Origin of the sequence: Brevibacterium sp. FAM 27836 (genome assembly GCF_051351055.1) — a bacterium.
GTDB lineage: Bacteria > Actinomycetota > Actinomycetes > Actinomycetales > Brevibacteriaceae > Brevibacterium.
Genome location: NZ_CP195711.1, coordinates 529,654 through 546,372 on the forward strand (window position 1 = coordinate 529,654; position 16,719 = coordinate 546,372).

Annotated in this window: 12 protein-coding genes and 2 pseudogenes; 9 read left to right on the forward strand and 5 right to left on the reverse strand. The window is 60.5% G+C overall.

Features of this window, described 5'->3' with window-relative positions; genetic code table 11:
* Positions 1-264 precede the first annotated feature (264 nt).
* The 5 genes from nrdI to ACSE4D_RS02500 all read left to right on the forward strand — a co-directional run bounded on the left by nrdI (position 265) and on the right by ACSE4D_RS02500 (position 6,147).
* On the forward strand, positions 265-705 hold the full coding sequence (nrdI, locus tag ACSE4D_RS02480) for a class Ib ribonucleoside-diphosphate reductase assembly flavoprotein NrdI (protein ID WP_426937522.1): 441 nt from the start codon (positions 265-267) through the stop codon (positions 703-705).
* Positions 702-2,858 (forward strand): class 1b ribonucleoside-diphosphate reductase subunit alpha, encoded by a 2,157-nt coding sequence (gene nrdE / locus ACSE4D_RS02485; protein WP_135542733.1) that lies wholly within the window; start codon positions 702-704, stop codon positions 2,856-2,858. The genes nrdI and nrdE overlap by 4 nt, the downstream gene beginning before the upstream one ends.
* Before the next feature lie 30 nt (positions 2,859-2,888).
* Positions 2,889-3,914, forward strand: coding sequence for a class 1b ribonucleoside-diphosphate reductase subunit beta (nrdF, locus tag ACSE4D_RS02490; protein WP_135542735.1), 1,026 nt, complete (start codon positions 2,889-2,891; stop codon positions 3,912-3,914).
* A gap of 43 nt (positions 3,915-3,957) precedes the next feature.
* Positions 3,958-4,530, forward strand: coding sequence for an NADPH-dependent FMN reductase (locus tag ACSE4D_RS02495; RefSeq protein WP_135542737.1), 573 nt, complete (start codon positions 3,958-3,960; stop codon positions 4,528-4,530).
* Between the two features lie 198 nt (positions 4,531-4,728).
* Positions 4,729-6,147, forward strand: a complete 1,419-nt coding sequence (locus ACSE4D_RS02500) for an alanine--tRNA ligase-related protein (RefSeq protein WP_205683413.1) — start codon at positions 4,729-4,731, stop codon at positions 6,145-6,147.
* Between the two features lie 122 nt (positions 6,148-6,269).
* On the opposite strand, the pseudogene ACSE4D_RS02505 reads toward ACSE4D_RS02500, so the two are convergent.
* Positions 6,270-6,575: pseudogene (locus tag ACSE4D_RS02505) on the reverse strand (transposase); the annotation flags it as partial.
* A 162-nt stretch (positions 6,576-6,737) separates the two neighbouring features.
* On the opposite strand from ACSE4D_RS02505, the gene istA reads away from it, so the two are divergent.
* Together istA and ACSE4D_RS02515 are read left to right on the forward strand one after the other, a co-directional pair.
* Positions 6,738-8,321, forward strand: a complete 1,584-nt coding sequence (istA, locus tag ACSE4D_RS02510) for an IS21 family transposase (RefSeq protein ID WP_426936501.1) — start codon at positions 6,738-6,740, stop codon at positions 8,319-8,321.
* Positions 8,318-9,067: an ATP-binding protein gene (locus tag ACSE4D_RS02515; protein WP_101555552.1), complete on the forward strand. Its 750-nt coding sequence runs from the start codon at positions 8,318-8,320 to the stop codon at positions 9,065-9,067. Before istA ends, ACSE4D_RS02515 begins: the two co-directional genes overlap by 4 nt.
* A 95-nt stretch (positions 9,068-9,162) precedes the next feature.
* On the opposite strand, the gene ACSE4D_RS02520 is transcribed toward ACSE4D_RS02515, so the two are convergent.
* Both ACSE4D_RS02520 and ACSE4D_RS02525 read right to left on the reverse strand, forming a co-directional pair.
* Positions 9,163-9,537, reverse strand: a complete 375-nt coding sequence (locus tag ACSE4D_RS02520) for an IS3 family transposase (protein WP_436326634.1) — start codon at positions 9,535-9,537, stop codon at positions 9,163-9,165.
* Positions 9,534-9,869 (reverse strand): transposase, encoded by a 336-nt coding sequence (locus ACSE4D_RS02525; RefSeq protein ID WP_167854519.1) that lies wholly within the window; start codon positions 9,867-9,869, stop codon positions 9,534-9,536. Before ACSE4D_RS02525 ends, ACSE4D_RS02520 begins: the two co-directional genes overlap by 4 nt.
* A 388-nt stretch (positions 9,870-10,257) precedes the next feature.
* Here ACSE4D_RS02525 and ACSE4D_RS02530 point away from each other — a divergent pair.
* Positions 10,258-11,586: pseudogene (locus ACSE4D_RS02530) on the forward strand (ISL3 family transposase).
* Between the two features lie 41 nt (positions 11,587-11,627).
* Positions 11,628-12,095 (forward strand): DJ-1/PfpI family protein, encoded by a 468-nt coding sequence (locus ACSE4D_RS02535; protein WP_240690148.1) that lies wholly within the window; start codon positions 11,628-11,630, stop codon positions 12,093-12,095.
* 203 nt (positions 12,096-12,298) lie between these two features.
* Here ACSE4D_RS02535 and ACSE4D_RS02540 read toward each other — a convergent pair whose 3' ends face one another.
* Both ACSE4D_RS02540 and ACSE4D_RS02545 read right to left on the reverse strand, forming a co-directional pair.
* On the reverse strand, positions 12,299-14,599 hold the full coding sequence (locus tag ACSE4D_RS02540; protein ID WP_135542691.1) for a heavy metal translocating P-type ATPase: 2,301 nt from the start codon (positions 14,597-14,599) through the stop codon (positions 12,299-12,301).
* A complete protein-coding gene (locus ACSE4D_RS02545; RefSeq protein WP_426936503.1) occupies positions 14,589-16,631 on the reverse strand; it encodes a cytochrome c oxidase assembly protein in 2,043 nt (680 codons plus the stop codon). Before ACSE4D_RS02545 ends, ACSE4D_RS02540 begins: the two co-directional genes overlap by 11 nt.
* Positions 16,632-16,719: the final 88 nt, after the last annotated feature.

Sequence of the window (16,719 nt, forward strand, 5' to 3'; positions counted from 1 at the left end):
CGCTTCGATCCAGGTGCCCTGCGGTTGTGCACTCTCGTTCATCATCAATCCTTTCGGTTGGGGCACCGGACACTGAGTCGCGCTTGAAGTTTGGTACGCCGAATCTATAGTATCGGTGTACCGAATTACGAAAAGCACGGCAGGGAAACCTCAGAAGCCTCAACTGAGGTACGCGCAGAAGGCTTGGCAAAAAGAGTTTCTAGTTCTAGGAGGGCTGTAGTGGTGCATGGACCGCGGCCACAGACGACCTATCCGATCCGAGAGCTGCACGAGGGTGAATCGCCGGACCTGGTGTATTTCTCCAGCGTCTCGGAGAACACCCGTCGATTCGTCGATAAGCTCGACCGTCCTGCCGTACGCATACCGTTGCGCCCACGCTTGGAGGGCATGATTCGGGTGGCATGCCCCTTCGTCTTGGTCGTGCCGACCTACGGCGGCGGGGAACAGGCGGGTGCGGTTCCGAAGCAGGTGATCGCCTTCCTGAACGACCCGGCCAACCGCGCTCTGCTGCGCGGGGTGATCACCGCGGGGAACACGAACTTCGGCGAGCATTACTGCCTGGCCGGGCCCATCATCGCGCGCAAGTGCCGCGTGCCGGAGCTCTACCGCTTCGAGCTGCTGGGAACCCAGCGCGACATCGACACCGTCAACACCGGCCTGTCCCGCTTCTGGGACCAGGTCAACAACGAGAGGACAACCGCATGACCACCATCGCCTCAGAGGTTCCCGTGCGCACCGGCATCGGAGCGCGGAAGGACTACCACGCGCTCAATGCCGAACTGAACCTGTTCGCCTCCGACGGCTCGATCCAGTTCGACAAGGACCGTCAGGCCGCCGCCGAGTACCTCCGCCAGCATGTGGTCCCGAACACCAAGGTCTTCTCCTCGGCGGCCGAGCGCCTGGAGTGGCTAGTGGACCACGATTACTACGAGTCCGAATTCCTGGCAGCCTACACCCCGGAATTTCTATGCGCACTGCACGAGCGCGCCCATTCCGTGGGGCACCAGTTCGCCACTTTCTTGGGAGCCTTCAAATTCTTCACCTCGTATGCTCTGAAAACCTTCGACGGCACCACCTATCTTGAAGGGTTCGAAGAACGGGTGGTCGCTACCGCGCTCTACCTCGGTCAGGGCGACGAGCAACTGGCCACCGGGCTGGTCGACGAGATGCTCTCCGGTCGCTTCCAGCCTGCGACGCCGACTTTCCTCAACGCGGGGAAGGCCCAGCGCGGAGAGCTGGTCTCCTGCTTCCTGCTGCGGGTGGAGGACAACTTAGAGTCCATCGGTCGCAGCGTGAACTCCGCCTTGCAGCTGTCCAAGCGTGGCGGGGGCGTGGCGCTGTTGCTGTCGAACCTGCGTGAGGTCGGTGCTCCGATCAAACGAATCGAGAACCAGGCCTCCGGCGTGGTGCCGGTGATGAAGATCCTCGAGGACTCGTTCTCCTACGCCAATCAGCTTGGCGCGAGGCAGGGCGCAGGCGCGGTCTACCTGCATGCCCACCACCCCGACATCCTGCGCTTCCTCGACACCAAGCGAGAGAACGCCGACGAGAAAATCCGCATCAAGACCCTCTCCCTGGGCGTAGTCATCCCGGATGTGACCTTCCAACTGGCCAAGGAGAACCGGGACATGCACCTCTTCAGCCCCTACGACGTGCAGCGCGAATACGGTACGCCGTTGTCAGACCTGTCGGTGAGCGACCACTATGACGAGCTCGTGGCGAACCCGCGGATTCGAAAGAACGCGGTCAGCGCCCGGGAGTTCTTCAAGACCCTCGCTGAGCTCCAATTCGAGTCCGGATACCCCTATGTGCTCTTCGAAGACACCGTCAACCGTGCCAATCCGCTGGCAGGTCACATCAACATGTCCAACCTCTGCTCCGAGATCCTGCAGACCAACACGCCTTCGACCTACGACTCCGCTATCGGGTACCAGGAAATCGGCCAAGACATCTCCTGCAACCTCGGCTCACTCAACATCGCTCAGGCCATGAACTCCTCGAACCTGGGGTCGACCGTGGAGACCGCGGTGCGGGCACTGACCAGTGTCTCCGACCAGACTAACGTCGATGCCGTCCCGTCCGTGGCGAACGGGAACGAGACCAGCCACGCAATCGGACTGGGCCAGATGAACCTGCACGGCTACCTCGCCTCCCAGCGCATCCACTACGGCAGCGAAGAAGGCATTGACTTCACTGACATCTACTTCCTTACCATCACCTATCACGCGATCCGCGCATCGAATCAAATCGCGATTGAGCGCGGGCAGACCTTCGCCGGATTCGAGGACTCGACCTACGCCGACGGCTCCTACTTCGACAAATACACCCAACATGACTGGCAACCCGCCACTCAGCGGGTGCGCGAACTATTCGCAGACGCAGGCGTGACCATCCCTTCCCGCGAGGACTGGGAACGGCTGCGCGAGTCGGTGAAACAGCACGGCATCTACAACGCCTACCTGCAGGCCGTCCCGCCCACCGGGTCGATCTCGTATGTGAACAACGCGACCGCTTCGATCCATCCGGTCGCGGCGAAGATCGAGATCCGCAAGGAGGGCAAGCTCGGCCGCGTCTACTACCCGGCCCCGCACATGAGTGATGACAACGTCGGCTTCTATCAAGACGCCTACGAGATCGGCTACGAGAAGATCATCGACACCTACGCCGCAGCAACCCGACACGTCGACCAGGGGCTCTCGCTCACCCTGTTCTTCCGCGACACTGCCACGACTCGCGACATCAACCGCGCGCAGATCTACGCGTGGCGCAAAGGCATCAAAACCCTCTACTACATCCGACTGCGCCAACCAGCACTCGAAGGTACCGAGATCGAGAACTGCGTCTCCTGCACACTCTGACCCAATCCAGCCCATACCTAAGGAACCCGCATGACGACCACTAACCCCACCCGCTCGCTCGCCGAGACCTCGGTGACCCCGCCCGCCTACCGCCACGACCCCGCGGCCCGGCTGCGACCGATCAATTGGAACCGCGTCGGCGACGAGAAGGACCTCGAGGTGTGGAACCGGCTCACCGCGAACTTCTGGCTGCCCGAGAAGGTGCCGCTGTCCAACGACATCCCCGCCTGGGGCCGGCTCACCGAGAAGGAACGAACTCTCACTATGCGGGTCTTCACGGGGCTGACGATGCTTGACACGGTGCAGGCCACCGTCGGCGAGATCTGTCAGATCCAGGATGCTCGCACCGAACACGAAGAGGCCGTCTACACCAACATCGCGTTCATGCAGTCGGTGCACGCCCGGTCCTACTCTTCGGTGTTCTCCACCCTGACGAGCACTCCGGAGATCGACGACGCCTACCGGTGGGCCGTAAACAACGACCTGCTTCAGCAGCGGTGCAAAAAGGTACTGAAACACTACTACGGCAACGACCCGCTCAAACGGAAGGTCTCCTCTACTCTGCTGTCCTCACTGCTGCTCTACGCAGGGTTCTACCTGCCATTGCATTTCTCCGTGCACGCCACACTGACCAACACCGCAGACATGATCCGCCTCATCCTGCGGGATAAGGCCGTGCACGGCTACTACTCCGGCTACAAATATCAGCGCGGCATCGAGAATCAGGCATCTGAACGGCAGAACGAGATGCACGAGTTCACCTACGAGCTGCTTGAAGACCTCTACGAGCTAGAGCTCGCCTACTCAGGTGAACTGTACGAGCCGCTGGGGCTGATGGACGACGTGGCAGTGTTCGTACGCTACAACGCGAACAAGGCACTGATGAACCTCGGCTACCCTGCACGTTTCAGCCCGGGAGAGACCGAAGTCAATCCGGAAATCCTCGCCGCCCTGGCACCGAGCGCTGATGAAAACCACGACTTCTTCTCCGGGTCCGGATCCTCCTACGTCATCGGGAAGGGCGAAGACACCAGCGACGCCGACTGGGACTTCTGAGACCCGTCGACCGACCAACCTGTTCCCAAACGAAAGGCACCACATGACCAAGAACATCTCCGTGATCGTCGGCAGCCTGCGCCGCGGCTCCTACACGCGCAAGATCGCCCACGAGACCATCACATACTTCCCCGAGGGCTACAACGTGCAGATCGTCGAAATCCGCGACCTGCCGCTCTACGACTTCGACTATGACGACCCCGACGTCTCCGACAAACCAACCCCAGAGGCGTACACGCACTTCAGGGAGACTATTAAAGCCTCCGACGGTGTGTTATTCGTGACCGCTGAGAACAACCGCACTATCCCAGCCTGCCTGAAGAACGCCATCGACATCGGCTCCAAGCCCAACAGCGACGTCGCGTGGAAGAACCTCCCGGCCGGGATCATCAGCCATTCCGTCGGACGCATGGGCGGCTACAGCTCCCAGAAGAACCTCCGCCTGGCCCTGTCCTACTTCGACATGCCTACCCCTGGCCAACCGGAAGTGTTTCTCGGCCAGTCGCCGAGCTTGTTTGATGAGGACGGGGCTATCGCTGCTGAGACGACTGTGGAGTTCCTCCAGAACTACGTGCAACGGTTCACCGAGCTCGTTTACGCCCACCCGCGCGGGTGAAGGTAGATTCTGGCTCTGACGAGCTGGTACTCCCCACCGCCGTTGAAGACCTTTGTAGCCAGGAGGCCGTCGATAGTCCTCGCCACTCCTCGGGCCGGATCTGTCCCGGTAGTGGCGGTCCCGAACTTGATCGCACGGCGGGCAGAACCTTTCGATCCGAGCAATTGCCTATTCAACTACTTCAGGAAGCGATCACCTATGCCTTTGCGCGCACAGCATATCCGCACTGCTTTCCTTGACTACTACCAGGGACGCGGTCATACCGTCATTCCACGCAGTGGCCTCGTGGCGGAAGAAGATGGCACCACCTTGTTTACCGGCAGCGGCATGCAACCGTTAATGCCATACCTACTGGGTGAGCCGCACCCTTCGGGTCTGCGGCTGGCGAACTGCCAACCAGCAGTACGGGCACAGGACATGGTTGAAGTCGGCGACAATCGACACACTTCGTTCTTCGAAATGCTAGGGAATTGGAGCCTCGGTGACTACTTCAAAGAGCAGCAGATCCGCTGGTTCTTCGATTTCTTGACCCGCATTGTCGGGTTGGATCCCCACCGTTTGTATGTCACCGTGTTCGGCGGCGATGTTTCGGCACGTGTCCCACGTGACGAGGAAGCGGCGCAGATCTGGAAGCAAGTGTTCGCCGACGCCGGAATTGAAGCCCAGGTCGCGGTGATCGGGACCCAATCCGACGGGGACGCCCGTGGCATCAGTCCCGGGGAACGCATCTTCTTCTATGGCGACGAGGAAAACTGGTGGAGCCGAGGTAAGGGGCTGGCTGGCACTCCGGTTGGGGACCCTTGTGGGCCCGACAGTGAAGTATTCTTCGACTTCGGCCCTGAGCACCACGACCCGACCCATGGTCTGCCACATCCGGCTAGCGAAAGTGGTCGATTCATGGAGATCGGGAACCAGGTGTTTATGCAATATCAACGCCAACCCGACGGCACCTTCACCCAGCTGACTCACCGCAATGTCGACTTTGGTGGCGGCTTGGAAAGGATCACTGCGGCTGCGAACGACGACCCGGACATATTCCAAATCAGTGTCCTTCGCCCTATCATCGAACACTTGGAGAAGCTCAGCGGCCGCTCATACCGGGACGCGACAGTTGGCATGCGTGTGATTGCCGACCACCTGCGTGCAGCAGTGTTCATGATCGTGGCCGGGGTGCGGCCGGCGAACAAAGAACGCGGGTATGTGCTGCGCCGACTGGTACGTCGGGCGATCCGGTATGGGCAGGCAATCGGAATTCAAAAGCTCTTTCTGCCCACCACAGTTTCGGTAATCACCGTCCTCTACAATGACAATTATCCGGAACTAGACACGCAGCACAAGACGATCATGACGGTTTTGGAGAAGGAAGAACGCGTGTTCCTGCGCACGCTTCGCAAGGGCTTGGAGGAACTCCACCGACGAGGCCCAACGGGGATGACTGGGAAGGATATCTTCACCTTGTATGACACGTTCGGGTTCCCCACCGAACTCGCGGTGGAGGAAGTACTCCATTCTGGTTACAGCCTCTGTCCGCAATGGAGGGACACCTTTGACCGATATATGCAGCAACAGCGCGCTCGGTCCCGAACAACCGTTTCGCGCAAAGGCCCCGTCCAATGACTGACCTCAGGTTGGCGGTTGAACGATTGACGAAACTTTAGGCTCTCAAGCACCAGGTTTGATGGAGAGTTCTCTAATCATCGGGCGTGAACCCCTGGAAGTGGACACATCAATGTGTACTATCAGGCGGCAATGCCCATCATAAATGTGTAATCGACCTCGAAGTCAACCGGTGCTCGATAACCCAGACTCGAATGTCTCCGCCTCGAGTTGTATCGAACCAACCACCGAAACACCTCACGACGACACTCGAGGTCCGAGACCCACCGCTTCGCTCCTTGCAGCGTCTCCCGCTTCAACGCCGCGTTGACCGACTCCGCCAGGGCATTATCAGCACTCGACCCGACCCTGCCCATCGACTGGACCACCCCGAACCGACGACACATCGCCTGAAACGACGAGGACGTATATTGACGACCATGGTCGCTGAATATTCGGCTTCTTGGGCGCCACTGCGCTCGTCTTTGAGCGCCACCTGTCTTGGGTGTCGACCGGCGTCGTGAGCGCCCCCGAATATTCGACTTCAGCGCCACCTGTTTCTAGGCTCCTTCTACCGCGTGGCCACTCACGCGGTAGAAGGAGCAAAACGAATGGTACGCAAAATTAAAGCGAAGTTGGTGCTTCGCCTCCGATCTGAAGGACTCTCTCGCCGCCAGATTGCCGCTCAGGGCATGTCGAGACATTCCGTCGACGCCGTCATCGCTGCCGCTGACGCCGTGGGGCTGTCCTACGACGAGGCAGCCGGGATGCCGGATGCCGATGTCTACGCTCGATTGTTTCCTGGCCGTGGCCAGCATGAGAGTGTCTACGCCCAACCTGATTGGAGTGAAGTCCACCGCGAACTCGCGCGCGTCGGGGTCACGCTGAAACTATTGCATAGCGAGTACCGTGACGCCTGCGCCACCACAGACTCGCCGGCGATGGGCTATGACCGCTTCTGCAAGACCTACCAGCACCATGTGCTCGTTTCCGGCCTGGCCTCTCGAGTCGGACACAAGGCCGGCCAAAGCGTCGAAGTCGACTGGTCGGGCAAAACGATGACGCTTACCGACCCGGTCGCGGGGACACACACGAAAGTCTTTCTCTTCGTCGGTTGCCTGCCGTTCTCGCGCTACGCGTTTGTTGAACCGGCCCTGGATATGAAGCAGGACACCTGGCTGCGGGCGCATATAGCGATGTTCGACTGGTTCGGCGGCAGCGTGCCCCGGATCGTGCCCGACAACCTCAAGACCGGCGTGATCTCCCATCCTCGGGAAGGAGAGATCATCCTCAATGATGCCTATCGTGAGCTGGCTGCACACTATTCGGCAGCCGTCCTGCCGGGCCGAGTCAGGAAACCCAAGGACAAGGCCAGTGTTGAAAACACGGTCGGCAATATCGCCACCCAGGTCATCGCGGCACTGCGCGGACAGACCTTTCGAACACTGCCTCAGCTACGTGAGGCGATCTATGAACGAATGCGGGCCTACAACGCCCAACCGTTTCAGAAACGCCCTGGATCACGGGCATCGGTCTTCGACGCCGAGGAACGGCCCCTGCTGCGGCCGTTGCCGGCGGTTGCTTATGAGATCAGCCGCTGGATCTATGGGAGGAAAGTCCGCAAAGACGGGCACGTGGTGTTCGAGAAGAACTTCTACTCCGTGCCCTATGCGCATGTCGGTTCCAGCGTCGACTTACGGATCACGGAAACGACAGTCGAGATCTTCGACGGGCACACGCGGCTTTCGAGTCACCTGCTTCCGCTGGCAGGAGTCATCAACACCCATCACACACACGATGGCGACCTGCCCCATGGTGAGAGGTATCAACAATGGGACGGGCCTCGCGTGCGGGAATGGGCAGCTCGTATCGGACAAGACACGACGACGGTGATCAACCGGATCTTCGAGTCCGTGCCCGTTGAGGAACAGGGACTGAACGCGGCACTGGCAGTGCTGCGCCTGTCGCGCCGCTTCTCTCCTAAACGAGTCGAAGCCGCCGCTGGTATCGCGTTATCGGGTCGGATTCGATCACCACGGTATGCGCATTTGCGGCCGATTCTCGACAGTGGGCAAGACACGCCTTCCAGCAAGCGCAGACGAAGCCCTGAACCGTCCGGGCTGCCCGCTGCTGGACCAACGCCCACGGTCGGTTTCGTTCGTGGGCCAGACTACTACGCAGGAGGACAACGATGACTCGTCTCGATGACGAAACGAAACGGAAACTGCGTGAAATGGGGTCAACAAGCCTGCTGAGCGCACTCGATGCCCAAGACGACGCTCTCACCCTGGGAATGCCATTCGAAGAGCGCATCCAGCTCGCTGTCGATGACGCTCATGCTGCGTTCACCCATGCGAAAGTCGAGGGGCTCATCCGCCGGGCTGGACTGCGATATCCCGATGCGGATCTGCGTCGGATCGCGCTGATCGACCAGCGCGGCCTCGACCGTGACGTCATCGCTCAACTCGGAACCGCCTCGTTCATCACCCGGCAGCAAAACGTTGTGTTCCAGGGGTTCACCGGGTCTGGCAAGTCGTATCTGGGGTCGGCGCTGGCGAAGCAGGCCTGTCAGCATCGCTACCGTGCCTACTACATTCGCATGCCCGATCTTGAAGAATCGTGGGCCACTGCGCAGGACAAGCCGGGCGGTCGGGAGAAATGGTTACGCAAATACTCGGCGTTCACGCTGTTAGTCATCGATGAATGGTTGCTCGACGAACCCGATGACGATGTCCGTTCGATGCTGCTCGAGCTCCTTGAACGTCGTTACGATACGACATCGACGGTGTTCTGCACCCAGTATGCGAAGAAGGACTGGCATCAACGACTCGGGTCCGGTGTCCACGCGGATGCGATCATGGATCGTATCGTTCACAACACGATCTGGATCACGACTGGGGAGATGAACATGCGCGAACACATCAGTACAGCCACGCAGTGACCAATTGTCGGTGAGCGTCGGGTGACGGCCTGGCGCTCACCGCCACGACCCGGTGGCGCTGAAAGGCAATATCGGGTGGCGCTCAACCACAATAGTCAGTGGCGCTCACACCACCGAATACTCACATCTGGGTCCGAGATCGTCGTAGTCTTCGGCTTACGCAAGTGGATACCGACCATGCCGTTGTTCCGCATCGGGCGGGCAACCCGCTTACGGTTGACCGGCTCGTCCACGTGCGGGTCATCGGCGAGTTCGGCCGTGATCCGTCGGTACCCGTACGTGTGGTCCCAGAATTCGAAGTGGTGCTCAATCCGCTCGCACAGAGCATCATCAGCAGCCTGCCTGGCCGCCCGTGCCGGCCGGGAGGCACGCCACTTGTAAAAGCTTGAGCGCTGGATACCCAGCACGGAACACATCCGCTTCACCTCATGGGTGTTTCGATGGTCGTCAACGAACTGGAAACGGATCACCAGGTCGTCTCTGCCGCGAAATATTTCGTGGCTTTCCGCAGGATCGCTCGCTCTTCTTCCAGCCGCTCCACATCCGACCGCAGAGACCGCTTATCGGCCCGCAACGAATCGTTCTCGACCCGCAGGCGAGCCAGCTCTTCCTCGGGTGTCTCGGGCCGATCAGGCGAGCTCGTGGACACCTTGCCGGCTTCCTTCCGTGCTTGGAACACCCACGACTTGATCGCGCCACGGGAGATGCCAAGATCGGCCGCGACTTGGGAATAAGACATATCGGGATGAGTCTCGTACAGCGCGACGGCGTCGGCTTTGAACTCATCGGAGTACTTCTTCATTGGCATGGTTTCTACTCGCATTCTCCGGCCCATTATGGGCCAGACTCAGCGTGTCCACCACTCAGGGTTCATCCCCATCGGCTCGTGCACGAGCTACGCAGCCCGCGGCAGCGCACTGAAAAAGTCTGATCGGAACGCAGAGGGAGTCGCTACACCAAGTGCTCCGGTGAGGCCGGTACGTGTTGAACCAGTGCACCCGCTCCGCCGCGGCGAGCTCGACATCATCAATGCCTTTCCAGGCACCCTTGTTCCGGATGAGTTCGGCCGGCTCTTCCGGTTTCAGAGTGCGTAGCAGGGTCTCTGCACCCAGTGTGTCGGTGATGAATGAGAGGCGGGCCTTGGGTGATGATGGAAATTCTCCAAGATCCCTCACACCCAAGGCCCTGCCATGCAATCTACCTCCTCAGCCCAGTCGTGTCCTGTAGCCGATGTCATCTGCCGCACCCTCGAACTCGGCATCCACATCACCGGCGCGCACATCACCGATGACGACGTCACCGTCATCGAAGCCACACCACGAGAACCGGCGGGATTCTGCCCTGACTGCGGGGCGGAAGGACGACTGCGTGATCACGTCATCCGTCACCTGACAGACGTTCCCATCACCGGCCACCCGACCCGTTTGCACGTACGACTGCCGCGCTATCAGTGCGTTCACCCCCAGTGCCGGCGTTCGATCTTCCAGCACCCACTCGAAGCCGCCGAGCCCGGGGCGAAAACCACGAAACGCGCCACGACCTGGATCCTCAAACGCCTCATCCACGATCAGATGAGCATCCAAGCGATCAGCAAGGCACTCGGACTCGGCTGGGACCTCGTCAACCACTTGGCCATCAACGCGGCGAAGTCGCTGGTCTATGCAGATCCTGACCATCTGTCGGGCGTCCGGGTCCTGGGCATCGATGAGCACTGCTAGAAACACGTGCGCGGACAAGGCGAAGACTCTTTCGCGACGATCTTCGTCGACCTGACCCCGCTCATCGACGGAACCGGTCGAGCACGTCTGCTGGATGTGAAAGCTGGACGCTCCGCCAGAGTCGTGACCACATGGCTGAACGAGCGCTCCCCAGCATTCCGTGCCGGAGTCGAAGTCGTCACGATGGACGGGTTCGCCGGCTACCACACGGCGACTATGGAGTCGCTGCCGGAATCGACGCCGGTGATGGACCCGTTCCACGTCGTGCAGCTGGCCGGGCAGAAGCTCACTGCCTGCAGGCAACGCTTGCAGCAACAGATCCATGGACATCGTGGCCGGAAGAAGGATCTCCTGTACCGGGGGCGACGGACTCTGCTGACCCGCCGATCCCTGCTGAACAAGCGGGCAACAGACCGGCTGGAGCGGTTGTGGGCCGAGCATGATGACCACGTCGCGTTGGAAGTGACGTACCTGGTCTACCAGGACGTCATCGATGCGTACGAGCATCCCGATCGGAAGACGGGCAGGCGTCTCATGCAGGCAGTGATCGAGAGTCTGCGCAGAGGCCTGCCGAAAGGGCTTGAGGAGCTTGCTCAGCTGGGGAGGACGTTGTGGCGGAAGCAGGCTCAGGTGCTGGCGTTCTTCGACCGTGGAGGTGCGTCGAATGGGCCGGTCGAAGCGATCAACGGACGCCTCGAGCATCTGCGGGGCATTGGTCTGGGCTTCAGGAACTTCGAGCACTACGTGCTGCGCTGTCTGCTCCACTCCGGGCAGCTATCGGCCCGGGTCAACGCACTCTGAAACCGGAAGAGCCTCCAAATGGCACGAAACGCTCGTCACCTGTGCAACTCAGGGCCAATGTGATCTCAAGTGGACTGGACGAATACGCAGCCATCTTCATTCCAGGTGGCCATGGCGCGATGAACGTCATCCCATTCGACAAAGATGTCCAGACCGCACTGGATCACTTCCTGAACAACGACAAACTCATCATCACCCTATGCCATGGCCCCGCCTCTCTCCTGGCCGGGAGCATCGGCCGCGACTCCAACCCCTTCTCGGGGCACAAGATCACCGCCTTCCCGGACTCATTAGACTTCGGAGCGAACCTCGACATCGGCTACCTGCCCGGTGAGATGCCCTGGCGTCTGGGAGAGGCTCTGAAGAAAGAAGGCGTCGAAATCATCAATGACGACATGGCAGGCACGACCACCAGCGATCGCAACCTGCTCACCGGCGACAGTCCCTTGGCCGCTAACCAGTTAGGCAAGGATGCGGTGACCGCTTTGCTAGCCCGGTTCGGAAACTGACGACTGCGGTGCGCGGCTGGCGAAGTCGCGCACCGCCCTTCTCTCTTCCCGAAACTCGACTGGTGAGATGCAGAAGCAGCACTCCGGATCTCAGTTTGGATCCAGGAGTCGAGACCTGGGTCGGGTTCTGTCTCGGTAACGAGACCAGTTCATTCGCAGCAGAATCTGGTCGGGGCTTCGTCGCCTGACACACGGACTGGCTCTCAGGCTTCCAGTGTCACGCGTTGCAGGCGCAGGCTGTTGTAGACGACGAACACCGACGACATTGCCATCGCCGCTGCCGAGATCAATGGGTTCAGCAGTCCGAACATCGCGATCGGAATAGCTAAGACGTTGTAACCGAACGCCCAGACGAGGTTCCCACGGATCGTACGCAGGGTCTTCCTGGAGAGCATGATCGCTTCGGCAATCGCCCCAAGATCGTCACGGACGATAATGATATCGGCCGACTTCATCGCGATGTCCGAGCCGGTGACGACAGCGATGCCAAGGTCAGCCGCAGCCAAGGCTGAGGCATCGTTGATCCCGTCGCCGACCATCGCCACACGGTGGCCCGACTCCTGCAATGCGGACACAACGTCTGCTTTATCATTCGGCATAACCTCAGCAATAACCTCATCGGTACCGATGCTCTCTGCTGTTGTCTCCGCCGGTCCGCGACTGTCGCCGGTGAGCAGGACGGTGCGCAGACCAAGCGCCTGCAACTGCTCGATACTGGCGGCGGCGTCAGACTTGACCTGGTCGCGTAAAGCCAGAGCCCCGACCGGCGTGCCAGCGTCGATGATGACGATGACGCTGCGCTGCGTTCCCTCTTGGTCGCGGATCCATTCACTGAGCTGTGAATCGAGCTCCAGTCGATCGAGGGCGGCAGCAGCGCTGATGACTGACAATGTCGCCTCGCCAACAAAGCCTTCGATGCCGACGCCGGGCAACACCTGGACATCCTTAACTTCAATCGGTGGTTCCGTCTGTTCGACTGTCACAGCAGCAGTGGCATTGGTTGCCGAGTCGGCGTATTCGAGGATGCCGCGGGCGACTGGGTGCTCCGAGCGGGACTCAAGCGCGGCGATACGGTCCAGCAGGTCTGGCCGGTGGGTCTCGGCGAACCATGTCTGCTCGACTTCAAGTGTTCCGGTGGTCACAGTGCCAGTTTTGTCCAGTATGACCGTGTCGATGTTTCCACTGGCTTCAAGCGCTGTATGACCTTTGACAAGGATGCCTAAACGAGCACCGCGGCCGATGCCGACCATGAGCGCTGTCGGCGTCGCCAATCCGAGTGCACAGGGGCAGGCGATGATGAGCACCGAGATGCCCACACCAATGGCCCGTGAGGGTGAGTATCCGAGTGGAAGCAACCAGACGAGCAGAGTCCCGACTGCTAAGACGAGTACGACGGGGACGAATACTGCAGTGATGCGATCGACCAGACTTTCGACCAAAGCCTTCTGCGACTGTGCTTTCTCCGCCATCGTCGCAATCTGGGACAGCTGCATATCGGCCCCGACGGCCTCGGCCTCAACGAGGATTTGCCCGTTCGTGGCAAAGGACCCTCCAACCGCCCGGCTCCCAGCCCCGACAGGAGTCGGCACCGGTTCGCCAGTAAGGCTGCTCGTATCGAGTTCGGCCTGCCCGTCGATGACTGCTCCGTCCACAGGTACGGTTTCGCCGGGACGGACGAGAACGACATCACCGCGTGTGACCAGTTCAATAGGGGTCTCAGCGTATTCGCCGTCGTCACCGCGGACACGAGCGGTCTTCGGCGCGAGTTCTCCGAGCGCGGCCAGCAGGTCGCCGGCCTTCCGCCGCGATCGCGTCTCGAAGTAGCGGCCAGCCAGCTGGAAAGTAGTCACTCCGGCGGCGACATCGAGGTAGAGAGCGTCCGCACCGTCGGGTACGAGCCCGAAACCCAACCACGCATCGGGTCCGGTGAAGTCAAATGCCGCGGTCACTACGGCCCACCCGAATGCGGCAGTGATGCCCAGGGACACGAGAGTATCCATATTCGCTGTCCGGCCCAGCAGGTTCTTCCACGCCGACCGGTGGAACGGCCACGCCGCCCACGTCACAATCGGCAGGGCAACGGCGATACAGACCCACTCCCAACCGGGGAAGCGCCACGTGTCGACCAAGGCCAGGGCGATGGTGGCGTCCATGAGCGGGACGGTGAGAATCGCGGCGAAGATGAGCCGCCAGCGAAGGGAACTCAATCTCACCTCGGCGGCTCGCTGTGACCATGTGTCGTCGCCGGCCTTGTGGATCTGTGCACCGTAGCCGGCCTTTTTCACCGCCTTCAGTGCATCATCAGGATGATCGAGTCCAGTCACTCGGGCCCGTTCGGTCGCGAAATTCACCCATGCCGTGGCGCCGTCGATCGTGTTCAGCGATTTTTCGACTCGGCGGGCACACGCTGTGCATGTCATCCCGGTGATATCGATATCGATCCCATTGCCGACCTGCTCGAGTAGGTTTGAGGCCTCCGGTCGGACCACGCTGTCACTGCTCATTATATTTCAGCCCTTCCTTTTCAGACCTGCTTGTCGCATCCGCGGCAACAGCGACTCCGTCTCGCTCTGCCAACCGCCGCAGCATGTCGTTATAGGCCGCGAATTCATCGCTTAAGCCAGCGTCCTCATGGCGATCGAAACGCTTGGCATCCCGCTTGTCCTGTCGGGTCCACTGCACGGCGAGGACGATGACCACTCCCAACAGAGGCAACTCTCCCCCGGCCCAGGCGATGCCGCCGGCGAAGTACTGCTCGGCAGCGATATCGAGCCAGGGCAGGTCGAGGGTGCGATAGAAGTTCTGGGCCACAGGGGTGTTCGTCATCATCAGCACGATGCCGAAGAAGGCGTGGAAGGGCATCGCAGCGATGACATAGCCGAGTCTGCCGATGTGCGGAAGCTCGAACGGGAGCTTATCGACGCCGATGACCAGCGAGAAGAACATGTAGCCGACGATGAGGAAGTGCACGTTCATCAGCTGGTGCCCCCAGTGATAGCGAATGAGCTCACCGAACAGCGGACTGAGGTAGAGGGCGTAGTACGAGGCGACGTAGACAACGAAGACGAACAGGGGGTGCAGCAGCAATCGCAGCCCAGGCGAATTGATCACCTGATTCACGCGGGCGTGGACCATGTGTCCGAGCGGACCGGTGCCAGTGGAGGCTCGCAGCAACAACGTGATCGGTCCGGCTCCGACGAGGAAGGAAGGGATGAGCATATTCAACGTCATATGCACAACCATGTGGATACCGAAGTCACCCGGAGAGTATTTACCGATCCCTGACCCCATCAGCACGATGGTCAGCAACCAACCGATCAGCCAGCAGATCGTCCGTAACACCGGCCAGTGATCGCCACGACGTCGCAGTCGTCGCACCCCGAGACAGTATCCGATCATCGCAACGGCAGCAATGGTGGTCAGCAGCAAGTTGATCCGCCAGTGTGTGAGCAGGATTATCGGGTCTGGGGCGGCGTCGAGAGTGTAGCCGAGGAAGACGGCGACGATGCTGTTGGGAGCGAAGTAGTTCGGTGAAGGGATGAAGGTCATGGCTGCTGTCATTGTCACCCATACCGTGACTCCGGCAACGACGCCGAGGCGACCCCACTGGGGGCGCGTCGAGGAGGCTGTCAACATTCCCAGAGCAACGACGAGCAGGCCGATCCAGCGAGTCGTCAGCTGCCAACCTGTGATCGAGTCGGTCAACGCGGTGCCGGCGAGCTTGAACACCGAGATCACGACGTCCGTGCCCCCGATCGAGATCAGACCGGCCCACATGAGTCGGGAGCATGAAAGTTGCGGCATGATTCTTCCGCTCGGGTGCCCTATGTCGAGGAGCACTCCGACCAACAGGAGCCCGAGGACGACTGTCGCTACGGGTGTTTGGATGATCGCCGCGTCCTCTCCGAAGTCATGGTTCGGTCCGACGAGCACCTGTGAGATGACGACCGGGGCAAGGATCGCGATCATCCCTATCCACAAGCTCACAGCGTAGGCAGCCCAGGACTCCGACAGGATGGAGACCGAGAAGACTGTGAACGCCGCTGCGAAGACGATCAACCACGCCGCTGGGTAGAAGGTGCCGGTCAAGGCAAACCACAATTGTTCCGGGCTGTCGAGGCCTGTCAAAGACACCCCGGTGGTGTTGAGTCCGTCGACGACAATGAGCAGGAGCACCGCCGTGGCCCAGACCCCGCTGCAGGCCCGCACCAGGGCCTGAGCGGTGGCAGTCGTTCGTGTCCGTCCCAATTGGGCGGTTCGCGGGGTGAAAATGAGCACGGCGGCAAGCGAGCCGAGTGAAAGGACCGAGAAAACTTCGTGAAACGAACGCAACACCGCATCGAGCACAACGACGGCAGTGCCGGGAAACTCACGAGCGATCGAAGTATATGATTCTGTGCCCGCACCGATCACGGTGGCAATCGTGACCGTTGTCGCGATGACAACGATCACGGGCACCACCACGAAAGGAGTGGCTCTTATTGCTGTGTGGCCCTTCTCCGCTTCGGCAGGGGACCGTGGCGACTGCTTCTTCATTCTACGTATCATTGTAGTAGATGATGTGAAATGCGAATCTCAGGTGCCACTGCCGGAAGCACCAACTCCACCATCCGTGTACCTGGCC